Below are 20336 nucleotides of genomic sequence, written 5' to 3'. Positions count from 1 at the left end.
TCCACCCTAACCGCACACCCCGACACCCGGCGGATTCAGCGCGCGGCGCCCGCCTGCCGCAGCAGGTAGATGTCCATGATCCAGCCCTTGGCCTCGCGCAGGGCCGCCCGCCGGCGGGCGATACGGCCCTCGACCACGCGCAGCGGGCCCTCCACGATCACCTCGTCGGGCATGCCCAGGTACGCGCCCCACCAGATGTAGACATCGTCGCCCGGCACCTGCGTGAACGAGCACTCGCCGTCCAGCATCACCAGCGTGGACTGCCCCGGGACCAGCCCCTCCTCACGCAGCCGCCGCCCGGTGGTGATGTGCAGCGGCTCGCCGATCTCGTGCAGCACGATGCGGTGCGCGGCGGCCAGCGCCTGCGCGCTGGTGACGCCGGGAATCACCTCGTACTCGAACTGGATGCGCTCGCGTTCGAGCACCCGCTCGACGATGCGCAGCGTGCTGTCGTACAGCGACGGGTCGCCCCACACGAGGATGCCGCCCACCCCGTCGGTTTCCGTGAAGGCCCGCTCCAGCAGCTCGGCCCGCGCCTCGTGCCAGTCCGCGACCGCGCCCTGGTAGACGGCGTCCGCGCCGCTGGCGGGCACGCCCCGGTCGCGCGGCGGGTCGACGATCTCTACTATCGAGTGCGGCTGGCGCGCGTACTCGGCCAGGATGGCCGACCGCACGTCGGTGAGCTCCTGCTTCTCGGCCCCCTTGCCGATGAGAAAAAACACGTTTACCTGGCACATCGCCTTGATGGCCTGCACCGTCACCTGGTCCGGGTCCCCCGCCCCGATTCCGATCACAAACAACTTCCGCACGGTGCGTAAGCTTGCCAGGCGTGGAGAGCGCCCGAGATACCCAGTACGAGGACCTGCTCCGACTGGTGCTGGAGTCCGGCACCGCCAAGGCGGATCGGACCGGAACCGGCACCCGCAGCATTTTCGGGCATCAGCTGCGCTACGACCTGTCGCAGGGCTTTCCCCTGATCACCACCAAGAAGGTGCACCTCAAGTCGATCGTCTACGAGTTGCTGTGGTTCCTGCGCGGTGACTCCAATGTGCGGTGGCTGCAGGAACACGGCGTCACCATCTGGGACGAATGGGCCGACGCGCAGGGCGAATTGGGCCCGGTCTACGGCGTGCAGTGGCGGTCCTGGCCGACCCCGGACGGCACCCACATCGATCAGATCTCGCAGGTGCTGCAGACGCTGCGCACCGATCCGGATTCGCGGCGCATCATCGTCTCGGCGTGGAACGTGGCCGAGCTGAACAAAATGGCGCTGGCCCCCTGCCACGCCTTCTTCCAGTTCTATGTGGCCGACGGCAAGCTGTCGTGCCAGCTGTATCAGCGCAGTGCGGACCTGTTCCTGGGCGTCCCGTTCAATATCGCCAGCTACGCGCTGCTGACCCACATGGTGGCCCAGCAGACCGAGCTGCAGCCCGGTGACTTCATCTGGACCGGCGGCGATGTGCACATCTACGACAATCACCTGGCCCAGGTGCGCGAGCAGCTGACCCGCGAGCCCTACCCGTTCCCGCAGCTGCACCTGCGGCCCGCGCCCACGCTGTTCGACTACGCGTACGAGGACGTGGAAATCCAGGGCTACCAGCATCATCCGGCCATCAAGGCGCCGGTGGCGGTATGAGTGGCCAGGGCCGGAGGCGCCGCTCCACCTCCCCGCGCTTGCGGAGTGTAACCATGGAGGCCCCCAGCTCATACCCGGCGGGCACAGCATGAGCCGGACCATCGGGCTGATCTGGGCCCAGACGCCGAGGGGAATCATCGGGCGGGACAACACGATTCCGTGGCGCGTGCCCGAGGACATGGCGCATTTCAAGGACGTCACCTTCGGGCATCCGGTGATCATGGGCCGCAAGACCTGGGATTCGCTGCCGGTACGCTTCCGTCCGCTCGACGGCCGCCGCAATATCGTCGTGACCCGGCAGGCGGACTGGTCCGAGGCCGGGGCGGAGCGGGCGGGCTCGCTGGCCGAGGCCCTGCACATGACCGGCGAGAAGTCGGTGTGGATCATGGGCGGCGGCGAGATCTACCGTGCCGCAATGTCTTTCGCGACCGAGCTGATGGTCACCGAGATCGACGCGGACATCGACGGCGACACCCTGGCGCCGGCCATCGATCGCGCCTGGCAGACGGATGCGGCCGACTGGCGCGAGTCGTCGACGGGTCTGCGGTATCGCTTCCGCCGCTATCGCCGCGCCACCCCGGGCTTGCGGTAACGCCTGTATTCCTAGTCCGGCAATTCCTGCAAACACCGCCTCGAAACCGCCGATCGGCCCGGGTGCGTCCGGCATACTCAGCGATATTCCGGCGAAAGGCAGTCCATGGACAAGAAATCGCTGACCGCGGTTGCCCGCCAGCAGTTGAAGCTGGCGGCCACCGCCTCGAGCGGGCGCAGTTCGTTGACCATCTATGGCGGCCACACCCACACCCTGCGCCAGACGGTCATCGCGATGACGGCCGGACAGACGCTGGCCGAGCACGAGAATCCGGGCGAGGCGACCCTCGTGGTGCTGAGCGGGGTGCTGGTGGTGATCAGCGGCACCAACGAGTGGAAGGGCTCGGCGGGTGACCTGATTGTGATCCCCAACGCCCGCCACAGCGTGAAAGCCATCGATGACGTGGCATTTCTGCTGACCGTCGCCAAATAGTCCGGGGGACGCGGGCATACCGGACGGGTCGGCGGTCGGCCGCACCGCATAAGGTGGTGCCCATGGGTGAGCCACAGCCGATCCTCGACCCGCTCACACCGGCCGCGATCTTCCTCGTCGTCACCATCGACGAAGGTGGCGAGTCGGTGGCGCGGGATTTGCTCGCAGATCTGCCCGGGTTGCGCCGCTCCGTCGGATTCCGGGTGCCCGGATCCGGCCTCGCGTGCATCACCAGCATCGGGTCCGCCGCCTGGGACCGCCTGTTCTCCGGGCCGAAACCCGCACAGCTGCACGAGTTTCCGGGTTTCATCGGTGAGCGGCACCAGGCCCCGGCCACGCCGGGCGACCTGCTGTTCCATCTCAAGGCCGAAACCCAGGACGCCTGTTTCGAATTGGCGATGAAGATCGCCGAGCGGCTGTCCGGCGCGGCCACCATCGTGGATCAGACGGTCGGCTTCCGCTATTTCGAGCAGCGCGATCTGCTCGGATTCGTGGACGGCACCGAGAATCCGGAGGGCCGGCTCGCCGCCACCGCCGCGCTGGTCGGCGACGAGGATCCCGAGTTCGCCGGTGGCAGTTACGTCATCGTGCAGAAGTACCTGCACGATCTGGGCTCGTGGAAGGCGCTGTCCACCACCGAACAGGAAAAGGTCATCGGGCGAACGAAACTCGACGACTTCGAACTGTCCGACGCCGACAAGCCCGCGAATTCGCATGTGGCCGTGAACGATCAGGACGAGATCGGCAATATCGTGCGTGCCAATATGCCGTTCGGCTCGATCCAGGACGGCGAATTCGGCACCTACTACATCGCCTACGCCGACGACCCCGCCATCACCGAGAACATGCTGGTCCGCATGTTCCTGGGCACGGCCGACGCCGCCTACGACCGCATCCTGGATTTCTCCACGGCGGTCACCGGCACCTCGTTCTTCGCCCCGCCCGCAGGTTTTTTCGACGCACTGCCGGATGCACCCACCGCGTCCGCGGCCCGGCTCGATTCTGGACTGCGCTCCGCCTCCCCGCGCTTGGAGCGGGGGAGCGAAGCGGAGGAGCGGAGGAGGGAAGAATCGAGCTTGCAGGGCCGCGGACAGCCGGAGCGAAGCGGAGGCAAATTGGACACAGGATCCCTCGGCATCGGGGCCCTACGCAATCGTTGAACCGCCGCTACGGAATCGTTGAACCGAACGGAGCTGACGCATGAACAACCTGCATCGCGAACTCGCGCCCATCACCTCGGAGGCCTGGTCGGCCATCGAGGAGGAGGCGACGCGAACCTTCAAGCGGCACATCGCCGGTCGCCGCGTGGTCGATCTGTCCGGCCCGCACGGCACCGACTACTCCGCCGCCGGACTGGGCCGTACCTCCACCATCACCTCCCCCGGTGACGGGGTGCAGGCCCGCCAGCGCGTGGTGCTGCCGCTGGTGGAGCTGCGGGTGCCGTTCACGCTCTCCCGCGAGGAGCTGGACAATATCGAGCGCGGCGCGCACGACGCCGATCTGGATCCGGTGAAGACCGCGGCCAAGAAGATCGCCTTCGCCGAGGACCGCGCCATTTTCGAGGGCTATCCGGCGGCCGGGATCATCGGCGTCCGGGCCTCCACCTCGTGCGAGCCGGTGAAGCTGCCCGGCGACCCGCGCTTGGCCCCGGAGGCGGTCGCGCAGGCGCTGAGCAAGCTGCGGCTGGCGGGTGTGGACGGGCCGTACTCGGTGCTGCTGTCGGCGGATCTGTACACCGCGGTGAGCGAGACCTCCGATCACGGGCACCCGATCCGCACCCATATCGAGCGGCTCATCGACGGTGACATCATCTGGGCGCCGGCCATCGACGGCGCGTTCGTCCTGTCCACGCGCGGTGGCGATTTCGATCTGCAGATCGGCCAGGATCTGTCCATCGGCTATCTCTCGCACGATGCCGAGACGGTGCAGCTGTACTTCCAGGAGAGCCTGACGTTCCTGGTGTACACCGCCGAGGCGGCGGTCCCGCTCGAGGCGTGACCAGCTGATCCGGGACGAAACTAGGTGAGCCGGAAGCGGTTTCGATACTCCGTCGGCGTGGTGTCCAGTACGCGCCGGAAGGCCCGGGTGAGGGTGTCGGTGGTGTTGAAACCGCTCAGGGTCGCCACCCGTTCGAGCGTGTGATCGGTCGTCTCGAGCTGATTGCGCGCGAATTCGACTCGGGCGGACTCGATATAGGCCGCCGGGGTGGCGCCGAGATCGGTCTTGAAGATGCGGGTCAGCTGCCGTTCGCTGACATGGGCCTGCGCTGCCAGATCCGCGACCGTCAACGGCTCGGCGAGATGGCGGGCGATGTAGTGGCGCAGGTCGTCGATCCGGCGCGTGGTCGAGATGGGTTCGAGTGACACGCTGAACTGGCTCTGCCCGCTGGGCCTTTTCAGGAACATGACCAGCTGCCGTGCCACGCGCAGTGCGAGGGCGTCGCCGAAATCGTCGGCGACCAGTGCCAGGGCCAGGTCCAGGCAGGCGGTGAGTCCCGCACCGGTCCAGACGTTCTGGTCGCGGATGAAGATCGGATCGGCGTCCACGGTGACGGCCGGATGTTCCGCCGCGAGCTGCTGCGCGGTGGACCAGTGGGTGGTGGCGCGCTTGCCGTCCAGCAGCCCGGCGTCGGCGAGAATGTGCGCGCCGACGCAGACCGAGGCGACGCGGCGGCTGTCGGCGGCCAGCTTCGCCACCCACGCCACCACCCGCGGGTCGCTGAGCGCGCGCACCCGGCCGTCGCCGTCCACCTCCACCGAGCCGGGCACCACCAGCGTGTCGATCGCGCGCCCGGCGAGGTCGGCGAAGGTGTTGTCGGGCAGCACTCGGACTCCGGCGGAGGTGGTGACGGGGTCGAGGGTCTCGGCGGCCAGCGCCACCTGGTACCCGGTGTCCCCGTTCATCTCTCGCTGGAGCAGCGCGAAAACCTCCGGCGGCCCGGTCACATCCAGCAGATCGACCCGGTCGAAGAGCACGATGACGACGAATCGCGCCGGTGCAGCCACGGTTCCTCCCTCCCTCGGCATGTCCGAATCTGCAGGCTACATGACATTTCCGACACGCCCGCCGGCCCATAGCGTGGAAAACGTCCACCGCACAGGGCGGTTCGGATGTGCAAACCCAGGAGGATCTCCATGCCCGCGCAGACCCTGCGTGACCTCAGCGGCTTCGATCAGACCCCGGCCACCCTGGCCGACGCGACCCTGATCCTCGTCGACTACCAGAACACCTACACCCGCGGCGTGATGGAGCTGACCGGGTGGCAGCCCGCCCTCGACGCCGCCGCCGGCCTGCTGGCCCGCGCCCGCCGGGCCGGCTCGGCGATCATCCACATCGTCAACGACGGCGGCCCCGGCACCCCCTACGACATCACCGCCGAGATCGGCGCGATCCACCCCGCCGTGGCCCCGGCCGACGGCGAACCCGTTGTCGTCAAACAGGTTCCGAACAGCTTCCACGACACTGACCTGGCCGCCCGGGTGGACGCCGCGGGCAACAAGAACCTGATCATCGCCGGCTTCATGACCCACATGTGCGTCACCTTCACCACCGAGGGCGCCTTCCTGCGCGGCAACCACCCCACCGTCGTGGCCGATGCCTGCGCCACCCGCCCCCTGAAGTCGGCCGTCGGCGAGGTGACCGCGGCACAGCTGCACGACAGCGCGCTGGCCACCATCGCCGATCTCTACGGTGTCGTCGTGGCCTCCGCCGCCGAGCTGAACTGACCCGCGGGGCCGTCCGGGTATCACCCGTCCGCGTCGAATTCATCGGCGATGCGCACCGGCGGGTACGGTGACCGGCAGTCGGTTTCGGGAGGCGGAATGACGATGGTGCGGGCGGGCGTGGTGCCGGGGCGGCGCATGGCCGGGTACGTGGCCGCGGGGATACTCGCGGTGGCCGTCGTCTGTGCGGGCACGGTCGGGGTTTTCGGGCTGCATCGGGTGTTCACCGGACTGTTCTTCGGCGCGGCCGTCGCGGTGGGGCTGATGGTCGCGCTGTTCGGGCGGGACCGGGTGGAGCTGACCGAGGATGCGATCGTGCGGCGGACCCCGTGGGGCGCCTCGACGGTGGCGTGGGATCGGGTGGTGGCCGGACGGTTCGCGCTGGGCGAGAAGGGCCGCTGGACCCTCGCGCTGGATCTCAACGGCGGCGACGAGCCGCATCGGGAACTGGTGCTGCTGTCCATCCCGCCGGTGCAGCGGCCCATCGCCAACGCCTACGACATGCGCAAGCATGAACAGGTCGACGAGATCCGAACCATGTTGCGGCACAAGCGGATTCCGGTGACCATCCTGCCGGAGATCGCCGACGCCCTACAGCGGCACTGGAAGATCGCCCCGCCCACCCGCTGAGCCCGCACACCTAGGGGATCTCCCTGAGCGACCGGCGACCACCGGACGATGCGTCCGCCCCGGTCACAGCGCGAGAATCCTTGGTGTGGCTGGTGATCGCAGCGTCCTCTACGGAACCTCACAGCCACGGCGGATCGGATGCACAGCCGTAGGTGTGAGGGTGATGATCGTGGCGTTGAGCGTTGTGGCGGAGGACTTCCGCCAGTATGGATGGACGATCGAGACGACCGGCGACGGCGTCGACTTGATCACCGGCGAGCAGATCGCGGCCATCGAACTCACCGGGTCCGTCGCTGCCGGGGTGCGCCGGTACCTGCGCGCCAACAACCTCTCCGGACCGGTCATCGAGGTCCCGGGTCCGCAGCGGCGGGAAATCCATCTGGTCGTCGGCGTGGCCAAGGCCGCACGGGCCATCGAGAGCCTGCGCGCCGCGGGGGCGATCGTGCACACCGACGGTGACCGGGTCCCGCTGCCGCAGCCCGGCCGCGGGACCGCGTGGAGCGTCATGCCCCACGAGGCGCGCTGGGTGCCGCCGGTGGTCGCCATCGCCGCGGCCGTGCGCGCCGTCGCGGCCGGCGACCGGGCGCGGCTGCGGACCGTGGCCTGCTGACACCGGCCCGATGACACCGCGCCCGCGCCTCCGCGCTACCGCGGCTGGCTAGGGTGGGACGGGTGATTCGCACCGCGGCACTGGCGCATATCCGGGATCGTCGCATGTTGCAGACCCGGTCCACCGGCAAGGACGTCTTCTATATGGCGGGCGGCAAGATCGATCCGGGTGAGACCCCGGAGATGGCCCTGCACAGGGAGATTCACGAGGAACTCGGGGTGGCCGCCACCGGCGTCAGCGAGCTGGGCGTGTTCGAGGCGGAGGCCTACGGGCACGCGCCCGGCACCCGCCTGCACATGACCTGCTTCCTCGGCGAGCTCACCGACGAGCCGCGCCCCTCCGGGGAGATCGCCGAACTGCGCTGGTTCACCCTCGGCGAATACGCCGCCATGAACGCGGTCGCCCCCGGCTCGCTGCTGGTCTTCCGGCGGCTGCACGGGCTCGGCCTGATCGACTGACCCTCGCACTGTAACCACCCGCGCTACTTCTGAATGGCAACTACGCCAACCGGATCCGCGCCCCGAGATGCGCCGGTCCGGATTCCGGATCGCACCGAATCAAGGGTGATTGCAGTGATCAAACCGCTTACTCTGCTCGCGACGGCCGTGCTGGCCGCGGGTGGCCTCGGCTTCGGCACCGTGGCGGACACCCGTTTCGACTCCGGCGCCGACTGCCTGTGGGCGGGCGGCGCGCACCCGCAGGGGTCACAGGTGGTGGCGGGCGGCTCGGCCTTCACCTGCGGCAGCGACGCAGCCGGTCCGCACTGGTACCGGGGCGGCGCGGCGGGCGGGAGCACCGTGCCGAATCCCGGGGCGGATGCCAATCCGGCGGGCCGCTTCAGCGCGGGGGCGCGCCAGCCCGGCACCGATTACGACGACTACTGCGTCGGCGATCAGCTCATCCCCGGTGTCGGGGACGTCTTCGAGGCGGTCCCGACCAGCGGCGGCCTGCTGTGGAAGTCGGCGGGCCCGGTCTCGCAGTGGACCTTCGACCCCGGTGTGGTGCAACCGAGGACGTCCACCCGCTCGTCCGGGATGTGCCTCGACGGTCAGCTGCTCTGAGCCTCCTCGTCCTCGTCCGCCGCCGGGTAGGGCCGGTTCGGGATGAGGGCGGCCGAGGCCAGGCCGACGAGCAGGAACAGCGCCGCGGCCAGCAGCGCGGTCCGGGTGGAGTCGGTGAAGGCCCGGCTCAGCGCGTCCACGATGGCCGCGGCGCCGTGGTGGTCCCGCAACCCGCTGATGGCCCCACCGGCCGACTGCCGGGTCGCGGTGGCGAGGGTGTCGGCGGCCGGCTTCTGCAGATCGGGCACGTGTGCGAGCCGTTTGGGCAGATCGTGGGCCAGCGCCGCCGACAGCAGCGCACCGATCACCGCGGTACCGAAGGCCGAACCGATCTGCCGCACCGTGGACTGGGCGGCCGATCCCTGGCCCGACTGCTCCGGCGGCACATCGGCGAGCACGGTCCCGGTCAGCTGCGCGGAGGCCATCCCCAGCCCGATGCCGTACCCGATCAGCAGCACCGCCAGCCACCAGCCGGAAATGTGCGGGGTGACGAACAGCGCGGCCAGCACCACGGCGACGGCCTCGAAGACGAGGCCCAGCTGCACCACCCGCACCGGTCCGAACCGGCGCACCAGCCGCTCGGCGAGCCCCGCGGCCAGGAGCGCGCCGACCGCCATGGCGGCCAGCACATAGCCCGCGCCGAGGGTGGACAGCCCGAGCACGTTCACCATGAACAGCGGCAGCACGAACAGCAGGCCGAATTCGCCGAGCGCCACCAGGAACGCGGTGATATTGCCCCAGCGGAAGCTGGGGATCCGGAACAGCGCGGGATCCAGCAGCGCCGAGCGGCCGATCAGACGGCGGTGCTGCTCCCAGCGGATGAACAGGTACAGCGCCACCACCCCGAGCACCAGCAGGATCGGGATCAGCGAGACCGGCGCGCTGGCCGGCCAGTTCCACCCGACGAGCGGGAATTCCCGCAGCGGCTTCCCCCAGCCGTAGGTCTGACCCTCGATGAGCGCGAACACCAGCAGCGCGAAACCCGCTGCGCTGAGCAGGAATCCGTCCACGTCCAGGCCCGGCGCGGCCTTGCCCATGCGGGTCTCCGGGACGTACAGCACCAGCCCGATCAGCACCACCGCGCCCAGCGGCAGGTTCACCAGGAAGATCCACGGCCAGGTGAAGTAGGTGGTGAGCCAGCCGCCCAGCAGCGGGCCGATGGCGGCGACACCGGAGACGACCGAGCCCCAGACCGCGAAGGCGATCACCCGGTCACGGCCCCGGAAGAGGGCGTTCATGGTGGCCAGCGTGCCGGGCAGGACACCGGCCGCGCCGATGCCCTGCACGGTGCGTCCGAGGAGCAGGGGCCAGGCGCTGTGCGCTGCTGCGGAGAGCACGCTGCCGAGTACGAAGATCACCACGCCCAGGGCGAACATCCTGCGCCGTCCGAGCCGGTCGCCGAGGCGGCCGCTGGTGATCAGCAGCGCGGCCAGCACGACCGCGTAGATGCTGTTGATCCATTGCGCCTGAGTGAAATTCAATCGCAATTGGTCGATGATGACGGGCAGGGAGACCGCGACGATGGTGCCGTCCAGCACCACCATGGACAGTCCCAGCGCCAGGACACCGAGGGTGATCCATTTGTTGCGACCCAGGTCGAGCTGCGTTTCCGTCATTCGTCGCTCCCGCCGCTGAACAGCCGTCCGAAGAGTCCGATTATCCGTTAGCCGCCTATGCGCCAATTGTCCGTTCAACAGTGTATGTCGAGGCGGCTGGGCAGCCGAATATTTGCCGAGAGGTGACCTCTGAACGGCGGATGTCCGGATCGGATACGTTGGATCGTGTGTCGATGCTGAAGGGTTCCAACGTTCCGGTGGTGGTGTCCGAGATTCGGATCGAACTGGGGTGGCAGTCGGGACCCGGGGTTCCCGACGCCGACGCCTCCGCACTGCTGCTGTCGAGCGGCCGGGTGCGCTCGGACGCCGATTTCGTCTTCTACAACCAGCCGCTGCACGCGTCGGGCGCGGTCCGCCACCACGGCAAGCAGACGGGACCGCTGATCGTGGACGCCCTCTCGGTGCACCTGGGCCGGGTGGAACCGCAGATCGACGCCATCGTGCTCGCGGCCTCGGCCGACGGCGGCACCTTCGCCCAATTCCAGGGCCTGCACGTGCGTTTGGTGGATACGGGCGGCGTGGAGCTGGCCCGCTTCGACAGCACCGACGCCACCTCGGAGACCGCCTTCGTACTCGGCGAGCTGTATCGCCGCGACGGCGGCTGGAAGTTCCGCGCGGTCGGTCAGGGCTACGACTCCGGATTGGCAGGGCTGGCAACCGATTTCGGCATCTCGGTCGATGAAGCGCCTGCCCCGCAGCCGAATACACCGCAGCCCCTCACGCCCCCGCAGCCGGTCACCTCGCCCCAGCCCGCGGCCACCCGACCGCCGATCGCTCCCCCGCAGCCGGTGCCGGCGCCGCAACACAATTTCGGGCCGCCGCCGACGCCTGCACCCCGGCCGAACACCGGCAAGATCTCGCTGACCAAGGAGGCTCCGGCGGTCTCGCTGACCAAGCAGGGCGCGACCGGCGGGATCATGCGGGTCAACCTGAACTGGTCGGTGCCGAGCTCGGGTGGTTTGTTCGGGCGCAAGCGGGCGAACGGCGGGCTCGACCTGGATCTGTGCGCGTTCTGGGAACTGGCCGACGGGTCGAGGGGCTGTATCAGCGCGCTGGACACCTTCGGCGATCTGTACAAGCCGCCGTTCATCGCGCTGGATCGCGACGATCGCACCGGCGGCAGCGCGACCGGCGAGAACCTGTCCATCAACCTCGATCACATCGCGGATTTCCGCCGCATCCTGGTATTCGCCTCGCTCTACGAGGGCGCGCAGGACTTCCGTGGCGTGCACGCCACCGCGACCCTGTTCCCCCGCAATACGCCGCCGATCGAAATGGAAGTCGGTGGCTGCCAGGATGATTCGCGCGAGATGGTGTTGGCACTGATCGAGAACGTGCACGGCGAGCTGGTGGTGCGGCGGGAGGGCCGGTTCGTGCGCCCGCCGGAGGGCCGCCGGTTCTGGGGCAAGCTGGCGGTGGATCAGGCCTACGGCTGGGGCCTCAAGTGGGGCACCTCGAAGGGCAAGTCCTGACGCGGATCACTCCGGAGCGAGTCGCCGCGCCAATTCCAGTGCGGCGACCCGGGTTTCGGCCAGTGAACCGGGCCAGCAGAGCAGTCGCAGGATGGCGTCGGGAATGAGCTGCTCGGCGTACTCCGGCGCCGCGCCCTCATCGGAGCGCATATTGATGACCGACTCCACCAGCCGGAACGGCAGCAGTTCGGCCCCGGCCACCGCGCCCGCGCCGGCCGCGGCGATGACGGACCCGGCCTCGGCGATCACGGCGGCGGACAGCGTCTCGTAGTGGCCGCGCAGCTCGTCGCGGCGTTCCCGGAAGCGGGCGAAGCGTTCGCTGCGCAGCTCCGGCAGCAGGTACAGCGCGCCGAGATTCCAGCGGCTGGCGCACAGCTGGCTGACGTCGTACCAGGACAGCGCGTACAACCGCACGGCCGCGGGCTCGGTCCGGCCGGCCAGCACGCCCGCCAATTCCAGTGGCGTGGTGACCGTTTCGGCGAGCAGGGCGTCGAGGATGTCGTCCTTGGCGGCGAAGTGGTGATACAGCGAGGCCTGCCGGATGCCGACGGCGTCGGCGACCGCGCGGGTGGAGGTATTGCCGTAGCCGTGACTGGTGAACAACTCGGCGGCGGCGTCGAGGATTTCGGCGCGCGGTGTCTGGCCTGCACGCCGGCGCGGTTCGAGGCGAGGACGGCCGGGTCCGAGTTGGGTCACCCTGCCATTCTGTCCTACCCGCACCATCGGCCTGCCTACACGCATAGCCGGCCCGCCCACCCGAGCGGCCGACCTGCACAGTGAGGTTCCTGTCATTCGACAGAAATACCGGCAATACAGAAGTTACGGCGGGCCATCCGACCGATACAGCGGCGTCACCTGAGCCGCGATCGCGACCGGAAACCTTTCAAGCGATAGATATTCGCCTCGCGAAAGACTCACCGCCATGGTTGCCTCCGCCGACGCCATCATTCCCCAGCCCCCACCGGCCATCGCCGGGACCAGCCCGAACAGCGCCGAAACCAGCTCGGACAGCGCCGATCTGGCGCGCTTCGGCTATCAGCCGGTGCTGCACCGCAAGCTCGGCCGCTACGCCTCCTTCGCGGCCGGATTCTCCTTCGTCTCCATCCTGACCACGATCTTCCAGTTCTTCGGCTTCGGCTACTCCTTCGGAGGCGCGGCCTTCTTCTGGACCTGGCCGATCGTGTTCGCGGGCCAGTTCCTGGTGGCGCTGAACTTCGCGGAACTGGCCGCCCGCTACCCGATCTCGGGCTGCATCTATCAGTGGTCGCGCCGGCTGGCCGGGGAGATCGTCGGCTGGTTCGCCGGCTGGATGATGATCATCGCCCAGATCGTCACCGCCGCGGCGGCCGCGATCGCGCTGCAGGTGGTGCTGCCGACCATCTGGTCCGGATTCCAGCTCATCGGCACGAACAGCGATCTCACCTCCCGCGACGGGGCGTCGAACGCGGTGCTGCTGGGCAGCGTGCTGCTGGTGATCACCACCCTCATCAATGTGGTGGGCATCGACTGGATGGCGCGCATCAACTCGCTCGGGGTGACCATCGAGATCATCGGTGTGATCGCGGTGATCGCGGTGTTCTTCACCCACACCGACCGCGGGCCGGGCGTGGTCACGCACACCGATCAGGCCGCGGCCGGGCCGTACTGGGCCGCCTTCCTGGCCTCCGGATTGATGGCCGCCTACGTCATGGTCGGATTCGATTCCGCCGGTGAGCTTTCCGAGGAGACCAGGAATCCGCGGCACGTCGCGCCGCGCACCATTCTGTCGGCGCTGGCCGTGTCCGCGCTGGGCGGCGGACTCATCCTGCTGGGCGCGCTCATGGCCGCACCGAGCCTGTCCGACGGCTCGCTGGCCAGTGGCGGGCTGGCGTACGTGATCGAGGCCAAGCTGACCAGCGTTCCCGGCAAGGTGGTGCTGGCCTGCGTGGCGTGCGCGATCACGGTGTGCACCCTGGCGATTCAGACGGCCGGTTCGCGCCTGCTGTTCTCGATGGCCCGCGACGGGCGGCTGCCGTTCGCCAAGCCGCTGTCGACGGTGCATCCGCGCTTCGGCACTCCGGTGTGGCCCGCCGTGGTGATCGGCGTGCTGGGTATCGGCCTGCTGGTGGTGAACCTGGGCAATGCCGCCATCTTCGCGACGCTGGCCAGTGTCTGCATCGTCATGCTCTACCTCGCGTACCTGCTGGTCACGGTGCCGCTGCTGGTGCGCCGGATCAAGGGCTGGCCCGCCGATATCGCCGGCGACGCCGGCGGCACGAAACTGTTCGCGCTGGGCCGCTACGGCATTGCGATCAATGCGCTCGCGGTGATCTGGGGCATCGCCATGGCGGTGAACCTGGCCTGGCCGCGCGCCGCGGTCTACACCCCGACCGGCGGCGGCTGGTGGATGCTCTGGGCCGCACCGCTGTTCGTGCTGCTCACGGTGGCGGTCGGCGCGGTGGTGCATCGGATGGTGACCCCCGCGCGCGGCGTAGTCACCGATCCCATTCCCCAAATCGCCTGATCCACAGGATATTCCGATGATATCGCCGGAGACCCGGCCAACGCCTGCACCGCCGGCCGGGTCTCCGGCATCCCCGAGAAACGGAGTAGCAATGAGCACAGCCAACACCACCGGCGCGCGGGATCATGCCCGGTCCCAGGCGGCCGCCGCCGAACGCGTCGGGCCCGAGCTGCCCGTGGACGTCGACATCGCGAAAATCACTTTCGCCCAGCGGATTCCGGCGGGCGGATACGCGAATGCGGTGCTCGCGCGTGGTACCCGGGTGCGGCTGTCGGATCCGTTCGGCGCGGCGTGTGCGCATCTGCTGCTGCTACGAGCCGAATCGCCTTGGGAACGGCTCAATGTCGCCGACACGGTAAAGGTGCCGTGGCAGGCGTATCTGGGCGTCGGTCATCCGCTGCTCTCCGATCAGGGGCGGGTGCTGGCCACGGTGATCGCGGACTCCTCCGGCCGTCACGACACCCTGTGCGGCCCGTCGCCCGCCGCGCGCCAGAGCCTGCGACTGGCCGGGGTCAAGCAGGGGCTCGAGCCACGGGATATCGGTCCGACGGTGTCGTTCTTCCGGGGTGTGCGCGTGGAATCCGATGGCGCGCTGACGATCACCGGCGGCGCGGCGGCGGGCACGGCGGTCGACCTGCTCGTGCACCTGCCGGTGACCCTGCTGGTCGCCAATGCCGAACACCCGCTCGACCCCACTCCCCCGACCGAGCTCGACCTCGTGGCGTGGTCCGCCCCGGAAGAGCTCGCGCACGCGCACGGTACCGACCCGGAATACCTGCGCGCGGTGGAGAACACCGAACAGGACTGGCACGCACGCACTCTGGAGGCCCGCGCATGATCACCACCGCCCGCACCGTCGTACTCGACGAGACCGTCCCCGCCCGCGCCGCCTGGTCGGCCGTGGTGCGCGCGGGAGACCAGCTGGACATCATCGATCTGCACGGCAATCAGGCGGTGGACTGCCTGCTCTACAACGCCGCCGATCACACCGACCGGTACAGCGCGCAGACGACGATCACGGCCCAGCGCAATATCTTCCTGACCACCGGCAGCGTCCTGCTGACCGAGGCGGGCACCCCGCTCATGACGGTGGTCGCCGACGAGGTCGGCAATCACGACACCGTGGCCGGGGCGTGCTCGCAGGAGTCCAATACCCTGCGCTACGGCCACCACACCCGCCACCAGCACGCCTGTGTGGAGAACTTCCTGGCCGAGGGTCTGAAGTGGGGGCTGGGCAAGCGTGACCTGGTCTCGAACATCAACTGGTTCATGAACGTTCCCGTCGAGGCGGACGGCACGCTCGGCATCGTGGACGGGCTCTCGGCGCCGGGCAAGAAGCTCACGCTGCGCGCCGAGATCGACACCCTGGTGCTGGTCTCCAACTGCCCGCAGATCAACAACCCCTGCAATGGCTTCGACCCCACCCCGGTGCGCATGGTGGTGACCCGATGACCGCCGTGCTGCCGGACCTCACCGCACCCGAGCACTCGTCCCCGGCCGCGACATTCCAGGTGATCCGGCCGGGCATGCAGACGACCATGCAGGATTGGCCGGGCCGGGTGGGCTACTGGCATGTCGGGGTGCCGCCGTCCGGCCCGATGGACGACCTGTCGTTCCGGCTCGGCAATCGGGCGCTCGGCAATCCGGAGGGCGCGGCCGGGCTGGAGTGCACCCTGGGCGGACCGGCCCTGCGCTTCGACGCCGCCACCTGGGTGTGCGTCACCGGTGCACCGGTGCCCGTGACCGTGAACGGCCGCGCGGTGCGGCAGTGGCGCAGCGTGCTGGTGCCGGCGGGCAGCGTGCTGGACATCGGCATGGTGCGCGGGCCGGGAATGCGGTGCTACCTGCTGGTGGCCGGCGGTATCGAGGTGCCCGAATACCTGGGCAGCCGTGCGACTTTCACCCTCGGCAAGTTCGGCGGCGGCACCGGCCGAGCCCTGGCGGCGGGCGATGAGTTCACGCTCGGCGTGCCCGGGCGGGTGACGGCCGGGGTGACCGGCGACGATCAGCCCGTGCTGACCCGGCGCTGGGAGCTGGCGGTCACCGAGGGACCGCACGGCGCACCGGAGTTCTTCACCCGCAGCGATTTCGACACCATCATCGGCACCGATTACGAGGTGCACTTCAACTCCGATCGGACCGGGGTGCGGCTCATCGGCCCGAAACCCCAGTGGGCGCGGCGGGACGGCGGCGAGGCGGGACTGCACCCGTCCAACATCCACGACAACGCGTATTCCGTTGGCGCGCTGGACTTCACGGGCGACACCCCGATCCTGCTCGGCCCGGACGGCCCCAGCCTGGGCGGCTTCGTCTGCCCGGTCACGGTGGTGGCGGCCGAGCGCTGGAAGCTGGGTCAGCTCACGCCGGGCGACCGCGTGCGCTTCGTCCCGGTCCGCGCCGACCACGCGGCCTCGCTGCGCGAGCTCGGGGCCGAGCGCCGGGCCGCCTGGCCGGTCGTGCTGTCCACGGGCGGCGACGGTGACGACGGCGTCCTGGCCCGCCGCGACGGCGCGGACACCGCGGTCACCTATCGGCGCGCGGGCAATGACGGCCTGCTCGTCGAATACGGGGACATGACACTGGATCTGGAGCTGCGCGCCCGCGTGCACGCTCTGCACCAGGCGCTGCTGGAACGGTCCGAACCGGGGATCACCGAACTGACCCCGGGCGTGCGATCGCTGCAGGTGCGCCATGATCCCGGCCGGCTGCCCACCCGCACCCTGCTGGGCCTGCTCGCCGAGGTGGAGGCCGAGCTGCCGCCCGCCGACGAGCTGGTGGTCCCCAGCCGCACCGTGCGGCTGCCGCTGTCGTGGGACGATCCGTCCACCCGCGAGGCCATCACCCGCTACATGCACGGCGTCCGCGCGGATGCCCCGTGGTGCCCATGGAATATCGAGTTCATCCGGCGGATGAACGGATTGGCCTCCGTGGACGAGGTTTTCGACACGGTATTCGCGGCCGAATACCTGGTCCTCGGTCTGGGCGACGTGTACCTGGGCGCACCCGTGGCCACGCCGACCGATCCGCGGCATCGGCTGGTCACCACCAAATACAACCCGGCCCGCACCTGGACGCCGGAGAACGCGGTCGGCATCGGCGGCGCCTACCTCTGCATCTACGGCATGGAGGGTCCGGGCGGCTACCAGTTCGTCGGGCGCACCACCCAGGTGTGGAACCACCGCTCCAGCGGCGTCGGCGAAGACCCGTGGCTGCTGCGGTATTTCGACCGCATCAGCTGGTATCCGGTGAGCGCCGAGGAGCTGCTCGACCTGCGCGCCGACACCGCGGCGGGCCGCGGCGAGTTGCTTGCCGAGGACGGCGAGTTCCGTCTCGTCGACTACCGGAAGTTCCTGTCGGACAATGCCGCATCCATCGACGAGTTCCGCGCCCGGCAGGCCGATGCCTTCGCCGCCGAACGCAATTCCTGGCGCGAGGCGGGCGAACTCGCCGAAACACCCTGAGCGCCTCGGCCCGTTCGCTCCCATCCCAGATCTAGGAGAACCCATGACCGTGTGGATCCACCACCGCCCGGACGCCGAGGTGGACGCCGAAATCGCGACCGCCGCAGGCGCTCTGGCGGGACTGCGCCTCGCTGTCAAGGACAATGTGGATGTCGCGGGCCTGCCGACGACCGCCGCCTGTCCCGACTTCGCGTATACGCCGGATCTGGACGCGCCCGCGGTCGCCGCGCTGCGCGCGGCCGGTGCGGTCGTGGCCGGGAAGACCAATCTCGATCAGTTCGCCACCGGATTGGTCGGCACCCGCTCGCCCTACGGCGTCGTGGAGAACGCGCTGCGGCCCGGATACGTCTCGGGCGGTTCGAGTTCCGGGTCGGCGGTCGCGGTCGCGACCGGGGCGGCGGATATCGCCATCGGCACCGACACGGCCGGGTCCGGACGTGTTCCGGCCGCGTTCCACGGCCTGGCCGGTATCAAGCCCACAGTCGGCGTGATCTCCACCGAGGGCGTCGTCCCCGCCTGCCGCTCCTATGACTGCGTGACGATCTTCGCCGCCGATCTGCGCCTGGCAAGTCGGGCCATGGGCGTCATGGCCGCGGGTGCGCCGGGCCGGCCGTGGCCCGCCGACACCCGGCTGGCCGCGCCGCCGCAGCCGGTGATCGCGGTGTTCAGCGCGCTGCCGGAGCTGGATTCGCAGTGGCACAGCGCCTTCGAGCGGACGGTCGCGGGACTGCGCGATCGGGGCGCGACCATCGTGGAAGTCGATCCGGAGCCTTTCCTGGCCGCCGCCAGACTGCTGTACGACGGCGCGCTGGTCGCCGAACGCTATGCGGCGGTCGGCGAATTCATCGACGCACACCCCGAATCGGCCGATCCCACGGTCGGATCCATCATCCGCGCCGCCCGCGAGCTGCCCGCGCATCGGCTGGTCACCGATCTGGCCGCGCTCGAACGCCTGCGCGCCACCGCCATGGCGAGCCTCGCGGGGGCGGACGCGCTGCTGACCCCGACCGCACCGGCCCACCCGACCATTGCCGAGGTCGCCGCCGAGCCCATTGCCGTGAATGCCCGGCTCGGCACCTACACCAACTTCTGCAATCTCTTCGACCTCTGCGCGGTCGCAATCCCCACGGATGAGCCGCATTTCGGCGTGACCGTGCTGGCCCGCGCCTTCGAGGACGCCGTGGCGCTCGATATCGCCGCCCTGATCACCGGCACCCCGCTCGACCCCGGCGAGCCGTGCTGGCCCGCGACGGTCGCGGCCGCGCACGATCTGGTCGTCTTCGGCGCGCACCTGCGCGGCCAGCCCCTCGAACACCAGCTGATCGACCTGGGCGCGCGCTGGTGTGGCCCGGTCGAGACCGCTCCGCACTACCGCCTGGGCGCGCTGGACACGGTGCCGCCCAAACCGGCCGTAACCCGGGTCCCCGCAATGGAATCCGGTGTCGCGGTGGCCGGGGAACGCTGGCTGCTCTCGCCCGCCGCCCTCGGCCGCTTCCTCGCGGCCCTGCCCGCCCCCATGCAGCTGGGCGCGGTCGAACTCGCCGACGGCACCTGGCACACCGGGTTCGGCTGCACCGGCGCGGCCGCCGAATCCGCCAAGGACATCAGCGAATACGGCGGCTGGCGCGCGGCGCTGGCGGCGGGGGCGGTGAGCTGACGGTCCGTCAGTTCTGCCAGAGCGCCAGGACGCGGTCCGCGTCCGCCTTGCCCTGCGCGCGACCGGCTTCCAGGGACGGGACCCGGGTGGCGGTGTCGAGCGGGTTGAGGCCGAAGGCCGCGGTGGCCGCCTCGTCCGGGGCGATCACCTCGACCCGGGCGCCGGCCGCGACCAGGCCCGCCACCTGGGCCTCGAGTTCCGCGTCCGGCATGGGCGCGATCACCAGTACCCGGGCGTAGCCGGTGGCGAGATCGGCGTTCACCGACGTCCGGACGCCGCCATCGGTGTAGCGCGCGCCGTCGACGGTGGCGCAGGGCCACACCATGGGGACCGCGGAGCTGGCGGTCACGGCGTCGACCAGTGCGACACCGGAGTCCTTGTCGAAGATCCGCAGCTCGCCCGTCTCGGCATTCACCGAGACGATCCGGACATCCCGATCGGACCATTCGTCCACGGGCAGCCGGGTCTCGATGACGGCCCGCCGCTCCGGCTCCGGGACCGACTCCGCCCGCAGCGCGAGCGCGCCGATGCGCTGCCGGCGCTCGACCGAATCCACCTGCAGTTCCTCGATGATGGCGGCCAGCGTCTCCCAGAGCCCGGCGAACTTCTCCATCGAGGGCACGATCTCGCGGCTCTGCACCACCGGATCCACCTGCCGCCGAACCAGTTCCGCGAGTTCGAGCCCGCTGCCCACCTGGGCGGCCACATTGGACCCGGCGGAGGTGCCGAGCAGCAGATCCGCCCCGGTCACGTCCGCGCCCGCATCCGCCAGCCCGGCGAGAATGCCCGTCGCCCAGGAGATCCCGGCCACCCCGCCGCCGCCGATCACCAGCGCACGTTCCGTCGTCATACCCGCACTCACTCTCCTACCCGCTGCGAAAGACACCCTGCGGTACGAAAACTACCGGCCAGGCCGCCGGAGCGGTGGCTATGGCTCGATTTCC

The 20336-nt window shown here is 69.7% G+C and carries 21 protein-coding genes; 16 read left to right on the top strand and 5 right to left on the bottom strand.

The window, feature by feature from the left end; all coding sequences use genetic code 11:
- Positions 1-35: 35 nt before the first annotated feature.
- Entirely contained in the window at positions 36-809 is a 774-nt protein-coding gene (cobF, locus tag ACWEKS_RS21425) for a precorrin-6A synthase (deacetylating) (RefSeq protein WP_452341711.1), read from the bottom strand.
- A gap of 20 nt (positions 810-829) precedes the next feature.
- On the opposite strand from cobF, the gene ACWEKS_RS21420 reads away from it, so the two are divergent.
- The 5 genes from ACWEKS_RS21420 (at position 830) to ACWEKS_RS21400 (ending at position 4658) form a co-directional block, all read left to right on the top strand.
- Positions 830-1636, top strand: coding sequence for a thymidylate synthase (locus ACWEKS_RS21420; RefSeq protein ID WP_452341710.1), 807 nt, complete (start codon positions 830-832; stop codon positions 1634-1636).
- 88 nt (positions 1637-1724) lie between these two features.
- A complete protein-coding gene (locus ACWEKS_RS21415) occupies positions 1725-2228 on the top strand; it encodes a dihydrofolate reductase (RefSeq protein ID WP_452341709.1) in 504 nt (167 codons plus the stop codon).
- A 105-nt stretch (positions 2229-2333) separates the two neighbouring features.
- Entirely contained in the window at positions 2334-2660 is a 327-nt protein-coding gene (locus tag ACWEKS_RS21410) for a cupin domain-containing protein (protein WP_354836345.1), read from the top strand.
- Positions 2661-2722: 62 nt separating this feature from the next.
- The gene (locus ACWEKS_RS21405; protein ID WP_452341708.1) at positions 2723-3820 is read left to right on the top strand and encodes a Dyp-type peroxidase; all 1098 of its coding nucleotides are present in this window, start codon (positions 2723-2725) and stop codon (positions 3818-3820) included.
- A 40-nt stretch (positions 3821-3860) separates the two neighbouring features.
- Entirely contained in the window at positions 3861-4658 is a 798-nt protein-coding gene (locus ACWEKS_RS21400; protein WP_354836349.1) for a family 1 encapsulin nanocompartment shell protein, read from the top strand.
- 20 nt (positions 4659-4678) lie between these two features.
- On the opposite strand, the gene ACWEKS_RS21395 is transcribed toward ACWEKS_RS21400, so the two are convergent.
- Complete coding sequence (locus tag ACWEKS_RS21395; RefSeq protein WP_452341707.1) at positions 4679-5665, bottom strand: GlxA family transcriptional regulator; 987 nt, start codon at positions 5663-5665, stop codon at positions 4679-4681.
- A gap of 129 nt (positions 5666-5794) precedes the next feature.
- Between ACWEKS_RS21395 and ACWEKS_RS21390 the strand changes: the two genes are divergently transcribed.
- The 5 genes from ACWEKS_RS21390 (at position 5795) to ACWEKS_RS21370 (ending at position 8683) form a co-directional block, all read left to right on the top strand.
- Complete coding sequence (locus ACWEKS_RS21390) at positions 5795-6385, top strand: isochorismatase family protein (protein ID WP_452341706.1); 591 nt, start codon at positions 5795-5797, stop codon at positions 6383-6385.
- 96 nt (positions 6386-6481) lie between these two features.
- A complete protein-coding gene (locus ACWEKS_RS21385; RefSeq protein ID WP_452341705.1) occupies positions 6482-7012 on the top strand; it encodes a hypothetical protein in 531 nt (176 codons plus the stop codon).
- A gap of 163 nt (positions 7013-7175) precedes the next feature.
- A complete protein-coding gene (locus ACWEKS_RS21380; RefSeq protein WP_379397265.1) occupies positions 7176-7622 on the top strand; it encodes a hypothetical protein in 447 nt (148 codons plus the stop codon).
- A 62-nt stretch (positions 7623-7684) separates the two neighbouring features.
- Complete coding sequence (locus ACWEKS_RS21375; RefSeq protein WP_452341704.1) at positions 7685-8080, top strand: NUDIX hydrolase; 396 nt, start codon at positions 7685-7687, stop codon at positions 8078-8080.
- Between the two features lie 114 nt (positions 8081-8194).
- A complete protein-coding gene (locus ACWEKS_RS21370; RefSeq protein ID WP_452341703.1) occupies positions 8195-8683 on the top strand; it encodes a hypothetical protein in 489 nt (162 codons plus the stop codon).
- Here the strand turns inward: ACWEKS_RS21370 and ACWEKS_RS21365 are convergent.
- The gene (locus ACWEKS_RS21365) at positions 8671-10299 is read right to left on the bottom strand and encodes a DHA2 family efflux MFS transporter permease subunit (protein WP_452341702.1); all 1629 of its coding nucleotides are present in this window, start codon (positions 10297-10299) and stop codon (positions 8671-8673) included. The two genes, ACWEKS_RS21370 and ACWEKS_RS21365, sit on opposite strands and share 13 nt — an antisense overlap.
- Positions 10300-10472: 173 nt before the next feature.
- Between ACWEKS_RS21365 and ACWEKS_RS21360 the strand changes: the two genes are divergently transcribed.
- Positions 10473-11771: a TerD family protein gene (locus ACWEKS_RS21360; RefSeq protein ID WP_452341701.1), complete on the top strand. Its 1299-nt coding sequence runs from the start codon at positions 10473-10475 to the stop codon at positions 11769-11771.
- Between the two features lie 6 nt (positions 11772-11777).
- Here ACWEKS_RS21360 and ACWEKS_RS21355 read toward each other — a convergent pair whose 3' ends face one another.
- Positions 11778-12467 carry a helix-turn-helix domain-containing protein gene (locus ACWEKS_RS21355; protein ID WP_452341700.1) on the bottom strand — a complete coding sequence of 230 codons (690 nt, stop codon included), beginning with the start codon at positions 12465-12467 and terminating at the stop codon, positions 11778-11780.
- A 226-nt stretch (positions 12468-12693) separates the two neighbouring features.
- Here ACWEKS_RS21355 and ACWEKS_RS21350 point away from each other — a divergent pair, with 226 nt between their 5' ends.
- The 5 genes from ACWEKS_RS21350 (at position 12694) to atzF (ending at position 19392) form a co-directional block, all read left to right on the top strand.
- On the top strand, positions 12694-14274 hold the full coding sequence (locus tag ACWEKS_RS21350; protein WP_452341699.1) for an amino acid permease: 1581 nt from the start codon (positions 12694-12696) through the stop codon (positions 14272-14274).
- 91 nt (positions 14275-14365) lie between these two features.
- Complete coding sequence (locus tag ACWEKS_RS21345) at positions 14366-15112, top strand: DUF1989 domain-containing protein (RefSeq protein WP_452341698.1); 747 nt, start codon at positions 14366-14368, stop codon at positions 15110-15112.
- A complete protein-coding gene (locus tag ACWEKS_RS21340) occupies positions 15109-15726 on the top strand; it encodes an urea amidolyase associated protein UAAP2 (RefSeq protein ID WP_452341697.1) in 618 nt (205 codons plus the stop codon). Before ACWEKS_RS21345 ends, ACWEKS_RS21340 begins: the two co-directional genes overlap by 4 nt.
- Before the next feature lie 74 nt (positions 15727-15800).
- The gene (locus ACWEKS_RS21335; RefSeq protein ID WP_452341804.1) at positions 15801-17735 is read left to right on the top strand and encodes a 5-oxoprolinase/urea amidolyase family protein; all 1935 of its coding nucleotides are present in this window, start codon (positions 15801-15803) and stop codon (positions 17733-17735) included.
- A 43-nt stretch (positions 17736-17778) separates the two neighbouring features.
- Complete coding sequence (gene atzF, locus ACWEKS_RS21330) at positions 17779-19392, top strand: allophanate hydrolase (protein ID WP_452341696.1); 1614 nt, start codon at positions 17779-17781, stop codon at positions 19390-19392.
- Positions 19393-19399: 7 nt separating this feature from the next.
- Here atzF and ACWEKS_RS21325 read toward each other — a convergent pair whose 3' ends face one another.
- Complete coding sequence (locus ACWEKS_RS21325) at positions 19400-20242, bottom strand: patatin-like phospholipase family protein (protein WP_452341695.1); 843 nt, start codon at positions 20240-20242, stop codon at positions 19400-19402.
- Between the last annotated feature and the right edge of the window lie 94 nt (positions 20243-20336).

The organism is Nocardia sp. NPDC004711, assembly GCF_053601595.1.
The sequence above is the reverse complement of the archived record's forward strand: the minus strand, read 5'-3'. Positions and strand labels throughout refer to the sequence as shown.